Here is a 16780-nt window from a genome sequence, read left to right as displayed (position 1 = left end):
CCGGCCCGTTTCCTCGTGTGCCGCGTCGTCGCAGCTCAGAGGTGATGATGTGCGGAAAAGCGGTTAGCGGTTGTCGTCGCCCAGGCCCGCCTTCCTGAGGGCCTCTGCCATGGCGCCCGTCGGAGCGGGACGGTCCTGGCGGCGCTGTCCGCCGCGCTGACCATCTCGCTGGCCGTCACCACGACCGCGCTGACCTCCGCCGCTGCCGCGCTGACCGTCACCACGACCGCCACCGTCGCCCCGGCCGCCGTTGCCGCGCTGGCCGTCGCCCCGGTTTCCGTCGCCCCGGCCGCCTTCGCGTCGGCCGCCGTCACCGCGGGCGCCCTGGCCACGGCCACCATCGCCGCGGCCACCACCAGAGCCGTCACGACCGGCACCGTCGCGACCGCCGTCGCCCCGGTTGCCGTCGGGGCGGCCCTGGCGGCCGGTGCCCCTCCGGGGGGCGTCGCCGCCCTGGTCCGCCGTGGTCTCGTCGTCCAGGCGCAGGGTCAGGGAGATGCGCTTGCGGGGGATGTCGACGTTGAGGACCTTGACGCGGACGATGTCGCCGGGCTTGACCACGTCACGCGGGTCCTCGACGTAGTTGCGCGACATGGCCGAGACGTGCACGAGCCCGTCCTGGTGCACGCCGACGTCGACGAACGCGCCGAAGCCGGCCACGTTGGTGACCACGCCCTCCAGGATCATGCCGGCCGTCAGGTCGGAGATCTTCTCCACGCCTTCCTTGAAGGCCGCGGTCTTGAAGGCGGGGCGCGGGTCGCGGCCGGGCTTCTCCAGCTCGCGCAGGATGTCGGTGACGGTCGGCAGGCCGAAGGTGTCGTCGGTGAACTCCTGCGGCTTGAGCGAGCGCAGCGCCGCCGTGTTGCCGATCAGCGTCTTGAGGTCGGAGCCCGCGGAGGTGAGGATGCGCCGCACCACCGGGTAGGCCTCCGGGTGCACGCTCGACATGTCGAGCGGGTCGTCGCCGCCCGCGATCCGCAGGAACCCGGCGCACTGCTCGAACGCCTTGGGCCCGAGCCGGGGCACGCTCTTCAGCGCGGCGCGCGTACGGAAGGCGCCGTTGTCGTCACGGTGCCTGACGATGCTCTCGGCCAGCGTGGAGCCGATGCCCGACACGCGGGTGAGCAGCGGCGCAGAGGCCGTGTTGACGTCCACCCCGACGGCGTTGACGCAGTCTTCCACGATCGCGTCGAGCGAGCGGGAGAGCTTGGACTCGGCCAGGTCGTGCTGGTACTGGCCGACGCCGATCGACTTCGGGTCGATCTTGACCAGCTCGGCCAGCGGGTCCTGCAGCCGCCGGGCGATGGAGACCGCGCCGCGCAGCGAGACGTCGAGCTCGGGCAGCTCTGCCGAGGCGTAGGCGGAGGCCGAGTAGACCGAGGCGCCAGCCTCCGAGACCACGATCTTGGTGAGCCCCGGCATGTGCTGGACCAGCTCGCCGGCCAGCTTGTCGGTCTCGCGCGAGGCCGTGCCGTTGCCGATGGCGATCAGCTCGACCCCGTGCTTCTGCGCGAGCGCGCCCAGCACCGCGAGCGACTGGTCCCACTGCCGCTTGGGCTCGTGCGGGTAGATGGTGGCGGTCTCGACGACCTTGCCCGTGGTGTCCACCACGGCGACCTTCACGCCCGTACGCAGACCGGGGTCGAGACCCATCGTGGGACGGGCGCCGGCGGGGGCGGCGAGCAGCAGGTCGCGCAGGTTGGCCGCGAACACCCGCACCGCCTCGTCCTCGGCGGCCTGCCACAGCCGCATGCGCAGGTCGATGCCCAGGTGTACGAGGATGCGGGTGCGCCAGGCCCAGCGCACGGTCTCGCCGAGCCACTTGTCGGCCGGGCGGCCCTGGTCGGAGACGCCGAACCGGGAGGCGACGCGCATCTCGTAGTCGGGGCTCTCGTCGGGCTCCAGGGTGACGGAGAGGATCTCCTCCTTCTCGCCCCTGAACATGGCCAGGATCCGGTGCGAGGGCAGCTTCGTGAACGGCTCGCCGAACTCGAAGTAGTCGGAGAACTTGGCCCCCGCCTCCTCCTTGCCCTCGCGCACCTTCGACACCAGCTGCCCGCGGCTCCAGAACTGCTCGCGCAGGCCGCCGATGAGGTCGGCGTCCTCGGCGAAACGCTCGATCAGGATCGCCCTGGCCCCTTCGAGCGCCGCGCCCGAGTCGGCCACGCCCTCGGTGACGAAGCCCTCGGCCGTCGCCGCCGGGTCGAGCGTGGGGTCGGCGAGCAGCTGGTCGGCCAGCGGCTCCAAACCCAGCTCACGGGCGATCTGCGCCTTGGTGCGCCGCTTGGGCTTGTAGGGCAGGTAGATGTCTTCGAGCCTGGCCTTGGTCTCGGCCGCCATGATCTGCTCGCGCAGCTCGTCGTCGAGCTTGCCCTGGGACTCGATGGATTCCAGGATCGCCGCCCTGCGCTCCTCCAGCTCGCGCAGATAGCGCAGCCGCTCCTCCAGCGTGCGCAGTTGCGCGTCGTCGAGGGCGCCGGTGACCTCCTTGCGGTATCGCGCGATGAACGGCACGGTCGCGCCGCCGTCGAGCAGATCGACGGCCGCCTGCACCTGCCCGTCGCGTACGTCGAGCTCTGCCGCGATCCGCTGGTGAATAGAGAGCACTTGCCTGCCTTTCGATGGTCCCGCCGGTCAATTGTGCAGGACGACGCCGTCTTTCATGACCAGAGTGCGCCCAGGGTGAACGACCACAGCCTCCGCCGGACTCCCGGCGGGCACCACGACCAGGTCTGCCCGGTCGCCCGGAGCCAGGCCGTAGTCGTCGAGCCCGAGCGCCCGCGCGCCGCCCACGGTGGCCGCCTCCAGCGCCAGCTCGATGTCGTCATCCCTGCGGAACGTGCTGCGGTAGGCGACGTGCATCGCCCGCTCCAGCATGTCGCCGCTGCCGTAGGGGCCCCAGAGGTCGCGGATGCCGTCGTGCCCGACGGCGACCGTGACGCCCGCGGCCCTCAGCTTCTTGATCGGGGGTACGGGGAAGTTGTAGACGGCCGCGGTCACCACCGCGACATCCGCCTCGGCCAGGCCCTGTACGAGCCGGTCCTGGTATGCCTCGTCGAGCTGGCCCAGCGCGTAGGCGTGGCTGACCGCCACCTTGCCGCCGAGCCCGAGCGCCTTCGTCCTTTCGATGATCAGCTCCAGCTCCCAGCCGCCCAGCGAACCGCCGTCGTGCAGGTGGAGGTCCAGATGGGTGCCGTAGCGGCCCGCCAGGCCGAAGATCAGGTCGAGGTGGCGCACCGGGTCGCGGTCGATGCCCGCGGGGTCGAGCCCGCCCACCGCCTCCACCCCGCTCTTGAGCGCCTCCTCCAGCAGTTCGGCCGTGCCCGGGTTGGTGAGCAGGCCGTGCTGGGGGAAGGCGACCTGGCGCACGTCCACGTGGCAGCCGGCGGCGGCCTCGCGCACCGCCTCCACGCCGCGCAGTCCCGCCGCGGGGTCGATGTCGGTGTGGGTACGGACGTGGGTGGTGCCCGCCTCGCTCATCTGCCGGAGCAGCGCGCCGATCCTGGCCACGCTCGGGACGCCCAGCTCCGCGCGCCGGCCGAGGTCGGTCGCGATGCGGTCGGCGAGCGTGTCGTCGGCCGAGTGGGGCACCCATGGCCCGCCGTAGAGGGTCTTGTCCAGGTGGCAGTGCGCCTCGACGAGGCCGGGCAGGATGAGCTGCCCCTCGACGTCGAAGACCATGGCCCCAGGTGCCCCGAATGCCTCGGGTGTCCTGGGTGTCTCGGCGGCCGGAGCGGCCGGGCCGGGTGGTCGGCCGCGTGGGATGACCCGGGCGATGCGGCCGTCGCGGACCAGGATGTCGGCGGGCGCGCCAAGACCCCACGGGAGCCCGCCACGGAGCAGCACGTCGGTCATGTCCAGCACCCTAAAGGGCGGGACCGACGATTTCGCTGACTCCGATGGGACGGTTCTGAATGTCCGGCTCGGGAGTGGAATGTCGGTGGAATGTCCGCTGCGGGCCCGGTTCCGGGGTGGGAATGTCATCTGGAAGCGGGATTCGGGGTGGCGACGTTCGCTGGAGGCCGGGGTCCGGGGTGGCGAAGTCCGCTGGAGGCCGGGGTCCGGGTGGCATGTCCGCTGTCAGCGTGGCTCCCGGGCGGGTGGGGCGGCGGCGGTGGTGGTAGATGTGGGGTGAGCAACCGGGAGGGCGCATGCGGATTTCGGTGGCCGCCGACAGCAAGGACGGGGTGGCCGAGCGGGTCGTGTCGGAGTTGCGCAGGCGGGGCCACGAGGTCGTGACTCACGGCGCGCTGAACGAGGACGAGCGCGACGACTGGGCGTGGGCCTGCGAACTGGCCGCCAAAGACGTGGGTGAGGGGCGGGCCGACCAGGGTGTCGTCTGCTGCTGGACCGGGACGGGCGCGTCGATCGCGGCGAACAAGGTGCCCGGCGTGCGGGCGGCGCTGTGCGTGGACGCCTACACCGCCGACGGCGCCCGCAGGTGGAACGACGCCAACGTGCTGGCCCTCAGCCTCCGCCTCACTTCGGACGTGGTGCTGGAGGAGATCCTGGACGCCTGGCTGGAGGGCCGGCCGAGCGTCGACTCCGCCGACCTGGCCAACATCGCCCACCTCGACCAGATCTGACGCTTACCTTGGCCGGAGCGGAAGCCCCACCTAGGCCAGAGCTGAGGCCCGCCTCGATCGCACTTGAGGCCCGCCTCGACCAGATCTGACGCTCTCGGTCGGGTCTGAAGCCATCTCGATCACATCCGAGATCGCCGCTGCCAGAGTGTGAGACTGGCGTATTGGGCCGGTATGTGCTTGGTTGTGGCGCCATATGAGTATTGACGTTAACGATATTCCGGCCCTTGCCCGAGGGTGCGCCGTGCTGGGCACAGGTGGCGGGGGCGATGTGCGTACCGGATCGCTGGCCGCGGTCAGGGCCGTCAGGGAGCACGGTCCCGTGCCCCTGGTCGCGCTGGGCGACCTGCCGGGCGACGCGCTGATCATGCCGCTGTCGGGCATCGGGGCGCCGACCGTCAGCCACGAGATGATCCACGGCGAGGACGAGCCCAGACGCGTCGCCGAGGAGGTCGAGCGCATCTTCGGCCGGCCGCCGAGCGCGATCATGTCCTCCGAGATCGGGGGCGCCAACGGGGTGGCGCCGGTCGCCTGGGCCGCCCAGCTCGGGCTGCCGCTGCTCGACGCCGACGGTATGGGACGGGCCTTTCCCGAGGTCCAGATGATCTCGATGTACGTGGCCGGGATCCCGGCCGACCTCGTGGTCATGTCCGACGTCGCGGGCAACGTGGTCACCATCCGCCCCGTTGACGGCCTCTGGTCCGAGCGCATCGCGCGGGCCGTCTGTGTGGCCGCCGGTTCACACGCGATCATGTCCGACTATGTACTGACCGCCAAACGGGCCAGGGGCGCGGTCATCGAGGGCACGGTCACGCGCGCCCTGGAGATCGGCCGGGCCACGCGGAGCGCGGCCGATCCGCTGGGCGCGCTCCGGAAGACTCTGGGCGCCGCCAGGCTGATCACCGGCAAGCTGACCGATGTGGAGCGGCGCACCACAGGCGGGTTCGTACGCGGTACCGCCACGATCGAGGGCACCGGCGCGGACAAGGGCCGCCGCCTGACCCTGGAACTGCAGAACGAGAACCTGGTCGCGATCGAGGACGGCCGGGCACGCGCGATGGTGCCCGACCTCATCACCGTCGTGGACACCGAGACCGCCGCCGCCGTACAGACCGAGGGCCTGCGCTACGGCCAGCGTGTCACGGTGCTCGCCTGGCCATGCGACCCGCTCTGGCGCACCCAGAAGGGCCTGGAGACGGCCGGGCCACGGGCGTTCGGATACGACCTGGACTACGTACCCGTCGAGGAGCTGACGGCGCATGGCTGACCTGACCATCGGGATCGACGTCGGCGGCACGAACACCGACGCGGTCGTGCTCGACGCGGACGGCCGGGTGATCGCCAAGGCCAAGCGCCCGACCACGCCCGGGGTCACCGACGGCCTGCGGGCCGCGCTGGACGCCGTGCTCGCCCAGTTGCCGGCGGGAACGGGCGAGGTCACGCGGGTCATGCTGGGCACCACGCACGCCACCAACGCGATCCTGGAGCGGCGCGGTCTCGGCCGCGTGGCCGTGCTGCGGCTCGGCGCGCCCGCCACCACCTCCGTGCCGCCGCTCTCCGACTGGCCGGACGACCTGCGCGAGGCCGTCTCGGCGGGCGAGGCCATCGTGCCCGGCGGCCACTACGTGGACGGCCGCGAGATCAGCCCGCTCGACCTGGACGCCGTCCGCCGCTTCATGCGGGGGGTGACGGCCGACGCCGTGGCCGTCACCAGCGTGTTCAGCCCTGCGGACGGCGGGCACGAGCGGCGGGTCGAGGAGCTCGTACGGACCGAGTACGGCCTGCCGGTGTCGCTCAGCCACGAGATCGGCTCACTCGGCCTGCTGGAACGCGAGAACGCGACCGTGCTGAACGCCGCCCTGTACGGCGTCGCCGCCCACGTGACAGAGGCCCTGGTGACGGCGCTGGCCGAACGGGGACTCGGGGCGCGCCCGTACCTGGCGCAGAACGACGGCACGCTCATGACGCTGGAGCAGGCCGCGCGCCTGCCGGTCTCCACGATCGGCTCGGGACCGGCGAACTCGTTGCGCGGCGCGGCGTACCTGTCGGGCGTGGCGGACGCGATCGTGGTGGACGTGGGCGGCACGTCCACGGACCTCGGCGTGCTGGCCGGCGGCTTCCCCAGGGAGTCGGCGGCGGCGGTCGAGATCGGCGGGGTGCTGACCAACTTCCGCATGCCCGACATCCTGGCCATCGCGCTGGGCGGCGGCACCTTGGTGCGTGGCACGGGCGTCGGGCCCGACTCGGTCGGCTACCGGATCGGGCGGGAAGCGCTGGTGTTCGGCGGGGCGACGGCCACGATGACGGACGCGGCCGTGGCGGCGGGCCGGGTCCCGCCCACGGCCGAGGCCGAGGGGTGGCGTGAGCGCCTCAAGGAGTCCATCCTGGCGCTCGAAGTCCCCGACAGCACCAGAGAAGGCCCCGACAGCACCAGAGAAGGCCCCGGAAGCATCCGAGAAGCCCCCGGCAGCACCAGAGAAGCCTCGAACAGCGCGCTCGAAGCCCCCGAAAGCGACACTCCCGACATGTCGAAAGAAATCGCAGACATTCTGGAAAGCGCGGTTACCCGAGCCGACGAGATGATCACCGACGCGGTGGACCGGATGTCACTCGGCAGAACCGACCGACCCCTGGTGGCGGTGGGGGGCGGCGCGTTCCTGCTGCCCGACCACATCCCCGGAGCAAGCCAGGTGATCCGCCCGGAACACGCCGAGGTCGCCAACGCCGTAGGGGCGGCCATCGCACTCGCGAGCGGCAGAGTGGATACGATCTTGCCAGCGGGAGACGGCAGGTCGGCGGCGATCGAGAGCGCCAAGGAGGAGGCACGGGCACGGGCCGTGGCGGCGGGCGCCGACCCCTCCGGAGTCGAGATCGTGGATCTCCTAGAGGTGCCGCTCAGCTATCTCTCCGAGCCCGCCGTGCGGGTGCACGTCAAAGCCGCCGGACCCCTCGCCCGGTGACACACTTCGAAAGGATCCCCCCACCATGCGCTGGCACAAGCGTCTGCTCGTCGCCGGGCTAGCCGGTGTCCTGGCCCTGACCGCATCCGCGTGCGCGGGCGGCCAGGTGCGCGGCGCCGGCGGGACGCCACAGCCCCAGCAGGGCAGCGGCAGCCCCGGCGCGCAGGCCAACGACGCCACGTTCGTCTACGCGCCCAACCACGATGTGGTCACCGACTGGGACCCGGCCACCTCCTACTCCAACGAGATCGTCGCCATGGCGAACATCTACGAGGGCCTGACCAGGTACGACTCCAAGAACGGGGAGGTCGTGCCGCTGCTGGCCACCGAGTGGAAGTCCGCCGGTGAAGGCAAGGAGTGGACGTTCAAGCTGCGGCAGGGCGTGAAGTTCCACTCCGGCGCCGCCCTGGACGCCGAGGCCGCCAAGAAGGCCATCGAGCGGACGATCGAGAAGAAGGGCGGCGCGGCCTACATCTGGGACCCGGTCGACAAGATCGAGGCCGTGGACGCGAGCACGCTCAAGTTCACCCTCAAGTACGCCGCCCCGCTCGACCTGGCCACCTCCTCCGGCTACGCCGCCTGGATCTACGACGTGGACGCCGTGGACCCGGACGGCAAGAAGAGCGCCGGCACCGGCCCGTACACGATCGACACCTGGCAGAAGGGCAAGGAGAACGAGCTCACGCTGAAGGCGTACGAGGGCTACTGGGGCGGCTGGAAGCCGGAGCAGTACAAGAAGGTGAGCTTCCGCGTCACGCCCGAGATCACCACTGCCTGGCAGTTGCTGCAGCAGGGCGAGGTCAACTTCGTCCGGCGGCTGAACCCGCAGTTGTTCAAGCAGGCCGCGGAAACGCAGAGCGTGCAGACCACGAAGTCGCCGTCGTTCCAGAACCTGCTGGTGTTGTTCAACACGGCCGAGGGCCCGACCAAGGACGTCAGGGTACGGCAGGCGCTGCAACACGCGATCGACTACGACGGCCTCGCGGCGGCGCTGGAGGGCGCGGGGGAGAAGGCCAGCGGCCTGGTGCCGAAGGGCCTGCTCGGCCACGTCGCCGGCATGGAGCCCAAGCAGGACCTGACCAAGGCGGCCGCGCTGCTCGCCGAGGCCGGCTACGGCCCCGACCACGAGGAGCTCAAGCTCAGCATGACCTACGGCGCCGGCGACGAGGACCAGAAACTACTGGTCACCCTGCTCAGCTCGACGCTGAAGAACCTCAACATCACGCTGGACGCCAAGGCCATGAACTGGAACGCGCAGTGGGACCTGGGCAAGAAGCAGGGCCAGGACATCTTCGTCATGTACTGGTACCCGGACTATCCGGACGCCTACTCGTGGTTCAACAACGTCTTCAAGAGCTCTGACAAGCCGCAGATGAACCTGTCCTACCTGGACGACGACGAGATCGACGCGGCCATCGAGAAGCTGCCCGAGCTGACGGCCACCGACCAGCTCGCCGCCGACCGGGAGTTCCAGAAGCTGCAGCAGCAGATCGTGCAGGAGCAGGCGGCGGTGGCCGTGCCGTACGTGCAGAGCTACCAGCGGGTCCTGTCGGCCGACGTCCAGGGCTTCGTGGAGAACCCCGCCTATCCGAACGTCGTCTTCGTCCACGACCTCTCGCGCGCAAGCTGACCATGCCGCGCTATCTGGCCCGCCGGCTCGGCCAGGCACTCCTGGTCGTGGCCGGCGTGGTCGTGCTCACGTTCGCGATCATGCGGCTGGTGCCCGGCGATCCGGCGGTGGCCTTCGCCGGGCCGAGGGCCACGCCCGAGCAGCTCGCCGCGGCCAGGGCCAGGTTCGGGCTGGACGACCCGCTGCCCGTGCAGCTCTGGAACTATGTGCGCGACCTGGTCACCGGCGACTGGGGGATCAGCCTGCGCACCAGGCAGCCGGTGCGCGACGACCTCTACCTCGCCTTCCCTGCCTCGCTGGAGCTGGTCGGCGCGGCGCTGGTCATCGCGGTCGCCGCCGGCATCCCGCTCGGCGTGCTCGCCGCCCGCCATAAGACGAAATTTCCGGACTTTGGGGTACGGCTCGGCGGCATGCTGGCCGTCTCCGTACCCGTCTTCTGGCTGGCCCTGGCGCTCCAGACGATCTTCGCCAGCAACCTCGGCTGGTTCCCGGTCGCCGGCGAGTACGACTCCGCCCTCGACACCACCAGCCCGCTCACCCTCTGGACGAACATCACCATCGTCGACGCCCTCATCACCGGAAACTGGCCCATCTTCACCAGCACCCTGCGACACCTGGTGCTGCCCGCCCTGGTCGTGGCCGCCTACCCCACGGGCGTGATCGCCCAGATGACCAGGGCCGCCCTCATCGAGGAGTCCGGCCAGGACCACGCCAGGATGGAACGCGCGCTGGGGTTCGGCGAGACCTCCATCCTGACGAAGTTCGCCCTGCGCCCCGCGCTCAACCCGGTGTTGTCGCTGATCGCGCTGGTCTTCGCGTACGCGATCGTCAACGGCTTCCTCGTCGAGGCCGTCTTCAACTGGCCGGGCCTGGGCCGCTACGCCGCCGAGTCGATCCGCTCGCTGGACACCCCGGCCATCGCGGGCGTCACGCTGCTGGTCGCGCTGGTGTACGTGCTGGCGAACCTGGTCGTCGATCTCCTCCAGGGCGTCGTCGATCCGAGGACGAGGTCCCGATGACGGACGTGCAACCGCTGCGCCGCACGCTGCCCAGGATCCCGGACCGGTTCGCCGCGTTCGGCGCCCTGCTGATCGTGCTCATCGTGCTGGCGGCGCTGCTGGCCCCCTGGCTGGCGCCGTACCCGCTGGACGAGCCGCGCCCGCTGGAGCGCCTGCAGCCGCCCGACGCCGCCCACTGGTTCGGCACCGACCAGGTCGGCAGGGACGTGCTCACGAGGATCCTGTACGGCGGGCGCACCTCGCTGCTCATCGCCGGGGCCGTGCTGGGCGTCTCGGCGGTGTTCGGGGTCGCGCTCGGCGTGGTCGCCGGCTACGCGGGCGGCCTGCTCAGAGACCTGATCATGCGGATCACGGACGTGTTCCTGGCCTTCCCCGCGCTGCTGCTGTCCCTGGCCCTGGCGGTCGTGTTGCAGCCGAGCGTGAACACCGTGATCCTGGCCATCGCGGTGACCTGGTGGCCCTGGTACGCGCGGCTGTCCGCCTCCGTCGCCGCCTCGATCGCCACCCGCCCGTACGTGGACGCCGCCCGCTGCCTCGGCGTGCCGGCCCCGCTGATCATCCTGCGGCACGTGCTGCCCAACTCGCTCACCCCCGTCCTGGTGCAGCTCTCGCTGGACGCGGGCGGGGTGATCCTGACCTCGGCGGCGCTGTCGTACCTGGGGCTGGGCGCGCAGGAGCCGACGGCGGAGTGGGGGCTGATGGTCCAGCAGGGACAGACGCTTTTCACCACAAACTGGTGGGTGGTCACCTTCCCCGGCCTGGCGATCCTGCTGACGGCGTTCGCGTTCAACGTGCTGGGTGAGGGGCTGCGCAACGCGCTGGACCCGCGAAGGGCGGTCAAATGATCGAGGTACGCGATCTCCAGGTGCGCTACGGCGGGCGGCTGGTGGCTGACGTGCCGCAACTCGACGTCGGCGCGGGGGAGTGCGTGGCGATCGTGGGGGAGAGCGGTTCGGGCAAGTCCACGACGCTGCTCACGCTCCTCGGCCTCACCCCAGATGCCGAAATTTCGGGACATGTACGGGTGTGCGGCGTGGACGTGCTCACGGCCTCCCCGCGCGCCCTGCGCGAGATCAGGGGCGCGCGGGCGGCCCTGGTGATGCAGTCCCCGCAGGCCGCGCTCGCCCCCGCCACCCGCCTGGGCACCCTGATGAGCCGAGCACTGAAGCTGCACGGCCGCGAAAAGGTGGATCAGGCCAAGGCCCTGGAGGCGGTCCTGCTCGACCCCGGGATCCTGCGCCGCTACCCCCACGAGGTCTCCGGCGGCCAGGCCCAGCGCTTCGCCATCGCGCTGGCCATCGCGCTCGGCGCGGAGGTGATCCTGGCCGACGAGCCCACCAGCGCGCTGGACGTGACCGTACAGGCCGAGGTGGCCGGCGTGCTGCGCGGCCTGCGCGCCGAGCGGGACCTGGCGCTCCTGCTGGTCTCCCACGACCTGGCCCTGGTCTCCACGATCGCCGACCGGGTGCTGGTCATGAAGGACGGCGCGGTGGTGGAGTCGGGGCGCGCCGCCGAGGTGCTGGCCGAGCCGTCCCATCCCTACACCCGCGAGCTGCTGGAGGCCCTGCCATGACCCTGCTCAGGGCCGATCGGGTGACACTCGGGTACGGCCGCCACGCCGTCGTGCACGACGTGAGCCTCGACATCACCGGGGGCGGCGTGGGCCTGATCGGGGAGAGCGGCTCGGGCAAGACGACGCTGGCACGCGCGTTCCTGGGCCTCCTGAGCCCCATGTCCGGAAATATCCTCTACGGCGATCAAACCCTGAAAAAAGCGGACCTGCGGAAGTTCCGGAAGGACGTCCAGCCCGTCTTCCAGGCCGAGGCCCTCGACCCCAGGATGCGCATCGGCGGCTCCATCGCCGAGGCGCTGCCGCGCGCGGCCCGCTCCCGCGTGCCCGACCTGCTGGAACAGGTCGGCCTCGACCCCGAACTGGCGGCCCGCCGCCCCCACCAGCTCTCGGGCGGCCAGCGCCAGCGCGTGGTGATCGCCCGTGCCCTGGCCGTCGGCCCGCGCCTGCTCATCCTGGACGAGCCCACCAGCGCGCTCGACGTCACCGTCCAGGCCAGGATCCTGGACCTGCTGGAGTCGCTGACGGCCGAGCGCCTGCTCATCACGCACAACCTGGCCGTGGTGGAACGGCTCTGCCGTACCTCGTACGTGCTCTTCGCCGGCCGCGTCGTCGAGTCGGGCCCGACCTCCGAACTCCTGGCGAACCCGGCCCACCCCTACACCGGGGCGCTGCGGGACGCCGTGCCCAGGCTCGGCGGCCCGCCGCCGGAGGCGGGCGTCAGGACCGAGGCCGTGCCCGCCGCGACCGGCTGCCCGTTCCGGCTGCGCTGCCCGCTGGCGGTGCCGGACTGCGAGCGCGCCCCCGAACTACGGGACCTGCGGGGCCGCCAGGTGGCCTGTCACCGCGCGGAGGACGTACTGTCCGCCTGAGCCTTGAGGTGTGCGCACAGGTCGTCCGACAGCTTGCCCAGCAGCCTGGCCAGGTCCGCCCTGTCCGCCTCCTGCCAGCCGGCCATGGCGGCCTCGAACCACTCGGAGGTGGCCTTGCGGCACTTGGCGGCCGCCTCGGCCCCCATCTCGGTGAGCGCGATGCGCCAGGCCCGGCCGTCGTCGGGGTCGCGTACCCGCTCGACCAGGCCGCGCTGCTCCAGCGCGGCCACGTGCCGGGTCACGTGCGGGCTCTCCACCTGCAGGCTCGCGGCGATCACGCCGACCCTGCGGGGTTCGCCCGCGTCCAGCAGATCGACGAGGATCTGGACGTCCGGCCGGTCCAGCCGGACACCCGCGGCCTCGGTCAGCCGTTCATGCGTCTTGGCACGGTTGAGCGAGGTCGCCATCCTGCGATAGGCGGCCACCGTCCGGTGCAGATTCTCGTCCATCCGCTTGCTTACCTAACTTAGGTATGTATTATCGGTTCTCGGTTACTTACCCAAGTTATCTAAAGGAGAGCCGAAATGGCGACAGTCGTCGCTCCCGCGCCGCGCCGGACCTCGCGGGGGAACCCCTGGCCCGCGGTGATCTCGTTGTCCTTCGCGGCCTCCATCGCCGCGCTGCAGAACACCGCCGTGGTCCCGCTGCTGCCCGTGCTGCAACGGGAGCTGAACACCTCGTTGAGCGCCGTGAGCTGGACACTCACCCTGAGCCTGCTGGTGGGCGCGGTGGCCACGCCGCTGCTGTCGCGCTTCGGCGACATGTACGGCAGGCGCCGCATGATCCTCGGCGCCCTGGTCCTGCTGGTGATCGGCTCGGTCATCGCCGCGCTGGCGACCTCGCTGACCTGGCTGATCGTGGCCCGGGTGCTGCAAGGCTTCGTGTCCGCGCTGGTGCCGCTGTCGATCGGGGTCGTACGCGACAGTGTGCCCCGCAACCAGCTCGCGACCGGCATCGGGGTGCTGAGCGCGACGATGGGCTTCGGCAGCGGCGGCGGCATGATCCTGGCCGGGCTCGCCTCCGGCGACTGGCACCTGGCCTTCTGGATCATGGCCGTGATCGCGCTGGCGGCCCTGGTCGTGGTCGCCTTCCTGGTACGTGACGCCGCCCCGCCGGTCAAGGGCCGCCCCGACCTCCTGGGGGCCGCGCTACTGGCCGCGTGGGTGATCGCGCTCCTGCTGGCGGTCAGCGAGGGCGGCTCGTGGGGCTGGACCTCGCCGGGCGTGCTCGGCCTCTTCGCCGCCGCCGCCGTGCTCGCGGCCGTCTGGGTGCTGGTCGAGCGCAGGGTGGCCGAGCCGCTGGTGGAGATGGCGATGCTGGTGCACAGGGGCACGATCGGCGCGACGGTCTCCTCGCTGCTGCTCGGCTTCTCCTTCTTCACCCTGCTGACCGGCATGTCCGGCTTCGCCCAGGCGCCGGAGGCGGCCGGCGGATTCGGCGCCTCCACCCTCCAGGTCGGGATCTACCTGCTGCCCAGCACCCTGTTCATGCTGGTGATCTCGTTGTTCGCGGGCCGGATCATGCGCAGGCTTCCGGCCTCGTCCATGGTGGCGGCCGGGTCGCTGATCACCGGGCTGTCCGCGTTGTGGCTGGTGATCGCGAACGACGCCCCCGTACACCTGTACGTGGCGTCCTCTGCGATGGGGATCGGGCTCGGCGTCGGCTACGCGGCGCTGGGCACCATGGCCGTCGAGCACGTGGCCGCCGACAAGACGGCCGTGGCGGCGGGCGTGAACGCCCTGGTGCGCATCCTGGGCGGCAGTGTGGCGGGCGCCGCGATCGCCGCCATCCTGGCCGCGGGCGGCGGCTACCCGGTGGTCTTCGGGGCAGCCGCCGTGGCGGGCGTCGTGGCGGCGCTGTTCGCGGCCGGGTACGGATACCTCAACCGGGTCACAGCGCCTTCAGCCCACTGATCACCTCTAGCAGCACCTTGGCGTCCGGGGCGGGCGGCGGCAGTTCGACCTGCACGAGTTGTTGCGCGTGCAGGTCGCCGACCAGCACCCGGACCACGCCGATGGGCAGGTTCAGCTCGGCCGCCACGTCCACCAGCCGGGTGGGCTGGGTGCACTTCTGCATGATGATCAGGTGCTCGGGGTCGAGACCGCGAGGTGGCGCGAGGCCGCCGGCGGTGATGATGACCGCGATGAGGTCGATGGCCTCGCTCGCGGGCACCGTACGGCCCCGGGTGAGCAGATAGGCGGGGACGATCGGACCGGCGTCCTCATCCAGCCAGCGCTCTTCAGTCACTTCGCACCACCCGCATGGGACGCGCGGACGCGGAATCGTTCTTGGGAGCCGTCTTCTGGGCCTCGGGCTCCGGCTCGGCCACGTGCTCTTCCGGGATCAACACGATCGCGGTGGTCCCTCCATATGGTGAACCGCGCAACGTCACGCGGATGTCGTGCCTGGCGGCCAGGCGGGAGACGACGAACAGGCCGAGCCGGTCGCTGTCGGCCAGGTCGAACTCCGGCGGGCTGGCCAGCCGCTCGTTGTAGTCGGCCAGCTCCTCTTCTTCCATCCCGAACCCGCGGTCCTCGACCTCGAAGGCGAAGCCCCGGGCCGCCGCCTCGCCGCGCACGATGACCGAGGTGTGCGCGGGGGAGTAGACGGTGGCGTTCTCGATCAGTTCGGCGATGAGGTGGATCACGTCACCGACCACGGGCCCTGCCAGGCGCTGGCCGGACATCGGCTCGACGACGACCCGCTGGTAGTCCTCCACCTCGGCCGACGCGCCGCGGGCCACGTCGAGCAGCGGCACCGGACGGCTCCAGCCCCGCCCCGGCGTGGCGCCCGACAGGATGATCAGGCCCTCGGCGTGGCGGCGCATGCGCGTCGTGAGGTGGTCGAGCTTGAACAGGTCCTCCAGCGCCGCGGGGTCGGTCGCCCGGTGCTGCATGTCCGCGAGCTGGATGCGCTGGCGGTGCAGCAGGGTCTGGCTGCGCCTGGCCAGGTTGCGGAAGACATGGCCGACGCCCTCGCTGAGCTGCGCCTGCCCGACCGCGGCCTCCACCGCCGTCTGCTGCACGGTGGAGAACGCCTGGCCCACGTCGTCGATCTCGACCGTAGTGCTGGCCACCGACAACTCCGGCATCTCGACCTTCTCGCCCCTGCGCAGCTTGGCGACCACGTGCGGCAGCCGTTCCTGGGAGACCTCCAGCGCGGCCAGTCGCAGCGCGCCAAGCTCCTTGGAGAGCCGGTTGCCCATCCGCAGCGAGAACCCGATCGACACGATCACCAGCGCCAGCGCCGTGCCCGCCAGCAGGAACGCCCGCGACAACACCTGGTCGGCCACCGGCTCGGCACGCTCGTTCAGCACCGTGCTGGCCCGCATCTGGGCCTCGTTGAACGACTTGTTCAGCGCCTCGGTGGTGCTGAGCCAGCCCTGCGGCGCGACGCCCGCGATGATCTGGTCCTCCATCATCCGCATCCGCTGGTAGGCGGGGGAGGAGATGAGGGCGACCTGGGGGTCGCGCAGCTCCGCGTCGAGCTCGGCCAGGTTCTGGTCGATGAGGAAGCGCCTGTTGCCCACGATCTGGGTGAACGACCTGCGCTCGGAGTCCGTCACCGAGCCGAGGCCGATGGCCTGCTCCCTGCTCAGCAGTTCCCTGGCGTAGCTCATCTCGATGACCACGCGCGACTGCTCGTAGATCGGGATGTCGTCGATCAGCGCGACCCGCCGGTGCAGGCCGAACAGGGTGTCGATGATCGCGTCGTACGACTCCACGGTGTGCAGACGGTCGGACAGACCCGCGTCGATCTCACCTCGGACCGAATCGAGCCTGTCGATTTGTGTGTACACCGCGTCCACCTGCGTGCTGATCTCTTCCGATCTGTCCTTGGAGTGTGTGGAGAGCTGCTGGAACGAGTCCCGGGCGGCGTCGGTGCGGGTGCGCTGCGTGGCGACCGCGGACTCGTCCGCGACGTTGCGCAGGCGCTGGGCCGAGATGAGGCGCTCGCGCTGGATCTCGCTGATCAGTTTGTACGCGGGAAGACGAAGGTTCGTCCAGACTGTCTTGTACTGACGCAGCTCCAAGCTCTCACTCGCGGTGACGGCGGTGATGACTCCCCACAACACCACCATGGAGGTCAGCGGCACCAGTAGGAGTCCGATGATCTTCATGCGGATCGTTCGGCTGCGACCCATGG

14 protein-coding genes are annotated in these 16780 nt (G+C 71.0%); 9 read left to right on the top strand and 5 right to left on the bottom strand.

The features are described from left to right. Positions 1 to 63 precede the first annotated feature (63 nt). A complete protein-coding gene (locus AB0I81_RS17940) occupies positions 64 to 2607 on the bottom strand; it encodes a Tex family protein (RefSeq protein WP_360657606.1) in 2544 nt (847 codons plus the stop codon). Between the two features lie 27 nt (positions 2608 to 2634). Next, positions 2635 to 3855, bottom strand: a complete 1221-nt coding sequence (locus AB0I81_RS17935) for an amidohydrolase (RefSeq protein ID WP_360657603.1) — start codon at positions 3853 to 3855, stop codon at positions 2635 to 2637. A 296-nt stretch (positions 3856 to 4151) separates the two neighbouring features. On the opposite strand from AB0I81_RS17935, the gene AB0I81_RS17930 reads away from it, so the two are divergent. From AB0I81_RS17930 to AB0I81_RS17895, 8 genes are all read left to right on the top strand, one after another. Continuing rightward, complete coding sequence (locus tag AB0I81_RS17930) at positions 4152 to 4586, top strand: RpiB/LacA/LacB family sugar-phosphate isomerase (RefSeq protein ID WP_360657600.1); 435 nt, start codon at positions 4152 to 4154, stop codon at positions 4584 to 4586. 193 nt (positions 4587 to 4779) lie between these two features. Beyond that, positions 4780 to 5850, top strand: coding sequence for a DUF917 domain-containing protein (locus AB0I81_RS17925; protein ID WP_360657597.1), 1071 nt, complete (start codon positions 4780 to 4782; stop codon positions 5848 to 5850). Further along, the gene (locus AB0I81_RS17920; protein ID WP_360657594.1) at positions 5843 to 7543 is read left to right on the top strand and encodes a hydantoinase/oxoprolinase family protein; all 1701 of its coding nucleotides are present in this window, start codon (positions 5843 to 5845) and stop codon (positions 7541 to 7543) included. The genes AB0I81_RS17925 and AB0I81_RS17920 overlap by 8 nt, the downstream gene beginning before the upstream one ends. Positions 7544 to 7568: 25 nt before the next feature. Next, a complete protein-coding gene (locus tag AB0I81_RS17915; protein ID WP_360657591.1) occupies positions 7569 to 9173 on the top strand; it encodes an ABC transporter substrate-binding protein in 1605 nt (534 codons plus the stop codon). Between the two features lie 2 nt (positions 9174 to 9175). After that, positions 9176 to 10192, top strand: a complete 1017-nt coding sequence (locus tag AB0I81_RS17910; protein WP_360657588.1) for an ABC transporter permease — start codon at positions 9176 to 9178, stop codon at positions 10190 to 10192. Next, positions 10189 to 11037: an ABC transporter permease gene (locus AB0I81_RS17905; protein WP_360657585.1), complete on the top strand. Its 849-nt coding sequence runs from the start codon at positions 10189 to 10191 to the stop codon at positions 11035 to 11037. Before AB0I81_RS17910 ends, AB0I81_RS17905 begins: the two co-directional genes overlap by 4 nt. Then, the gene (locus tag AB0I81_RS17900) at positions 11034 to 11765 is read left to right on the top strand and encodes an ATP-binding cassette domain-containing protein (RefSeq protein WP_360657582.1); all 732 of its coding nucleotides are present in this window, start codon (positions 11034 to 11036) and stop codon (positions 11763 to 11765) included. The genes AB0I81_RS17905 and AB0I81_RS17900 overlap by 4 nt, the downstream gene beginning before the upstream one ends. Then, positions 11762 to 12634: an ABC transporter ATP-binding protein gene (locus AB0I81_RS17895; RefSeq protein WP_360657579.1), complete on the top strand. Its 873-nt coding sequence runs from the start codon at positions 11762 to 11764 to the stop codon at positions 12632 to 12634. The genes AB0I81_RS17900 and AB0I81_RS17895 overlap by 4 nt, the downstream gene beginning before the upstream one ends. Here AB0I81_RS17895 and AB0I81_RS17890 read toward each other — a convergent pair. After that, entirely contained in the window at positions 12604 to 13083 is a 480-nt protein-coding gene (locus AB0I81_RS17890; protein WP_360657576.1) for a MarR family transcriptional regulator, read from the bottom strand. The genes AB0I81_RS17895 and AB0I81_RS17890 overlap by 31 nt on opposite strands. Positions 13084 to 13158: 75 nt before the next feature. Here AB0I81_RS17890 and AB0I81_RS17885 point away from each other — a divergent pair, with 75 nt between their 5' ends. Then, the gene (locus tag AB0I81_RS17885) at positions 13159 to 14547 is read left to right on the top strand and encodes an MFS transporter (RefSeq protein ID WP_360657573.1); all 1389 of its coding nucleotides are present in this window, start codon (positions 13159 to 13161) and stop codon (positions 14545 to 14547) included. On the opposite strand, the gene AB0I81_RS17880 is transcribed toward AB0I81_RS17885, so the two are convergent. Beyond that, positions 14525 to 14881: a DUF742 domain-containing protein gene (locus tag AB0I81_RS17880; protein ID WP_360657570.1), complete on the bottom strand. Its 357-nt coding sequence runs from the start codon at positions 14879 to 14881 to the stop codon at positions 14525 to 14527. The two genes, AB0I81_RS17885 and AB0I81_RS17880, sit on opposite strands and share 23 nt — an antisense overlap. After that, complete coding sequence (locus AB0I81_RS17875; protein ID WP_360657567.1) at positions 14874 to 16754, bottom strand: nitrate- and nitrite sensing domain-containing protein; 1881 nt, start codon at positions 16752 to 16754, stop codon at positions 14874 to 14876. Before AB0I81_RS17875 ends, AB0I81_RS17880 begins: the two co-directional genes overlap by 8 nt. Positions 16755 to 16780: the final 26 nt, after the last annotated feature.

Source organism: Nonomuraea sp. NPDC050404 (genome assembly GCF_040655495.1).
Classification (GTDB): Bacteria; Actinomycetota; Actinomycetes; order Streptosporangiales; family Streptosporangiaceae; genus Nonomuraea.
Note: the sequence above shows the minus strand (reverse complement) of the source record. Positions and strands in the feature narration are given on the sequence as shown.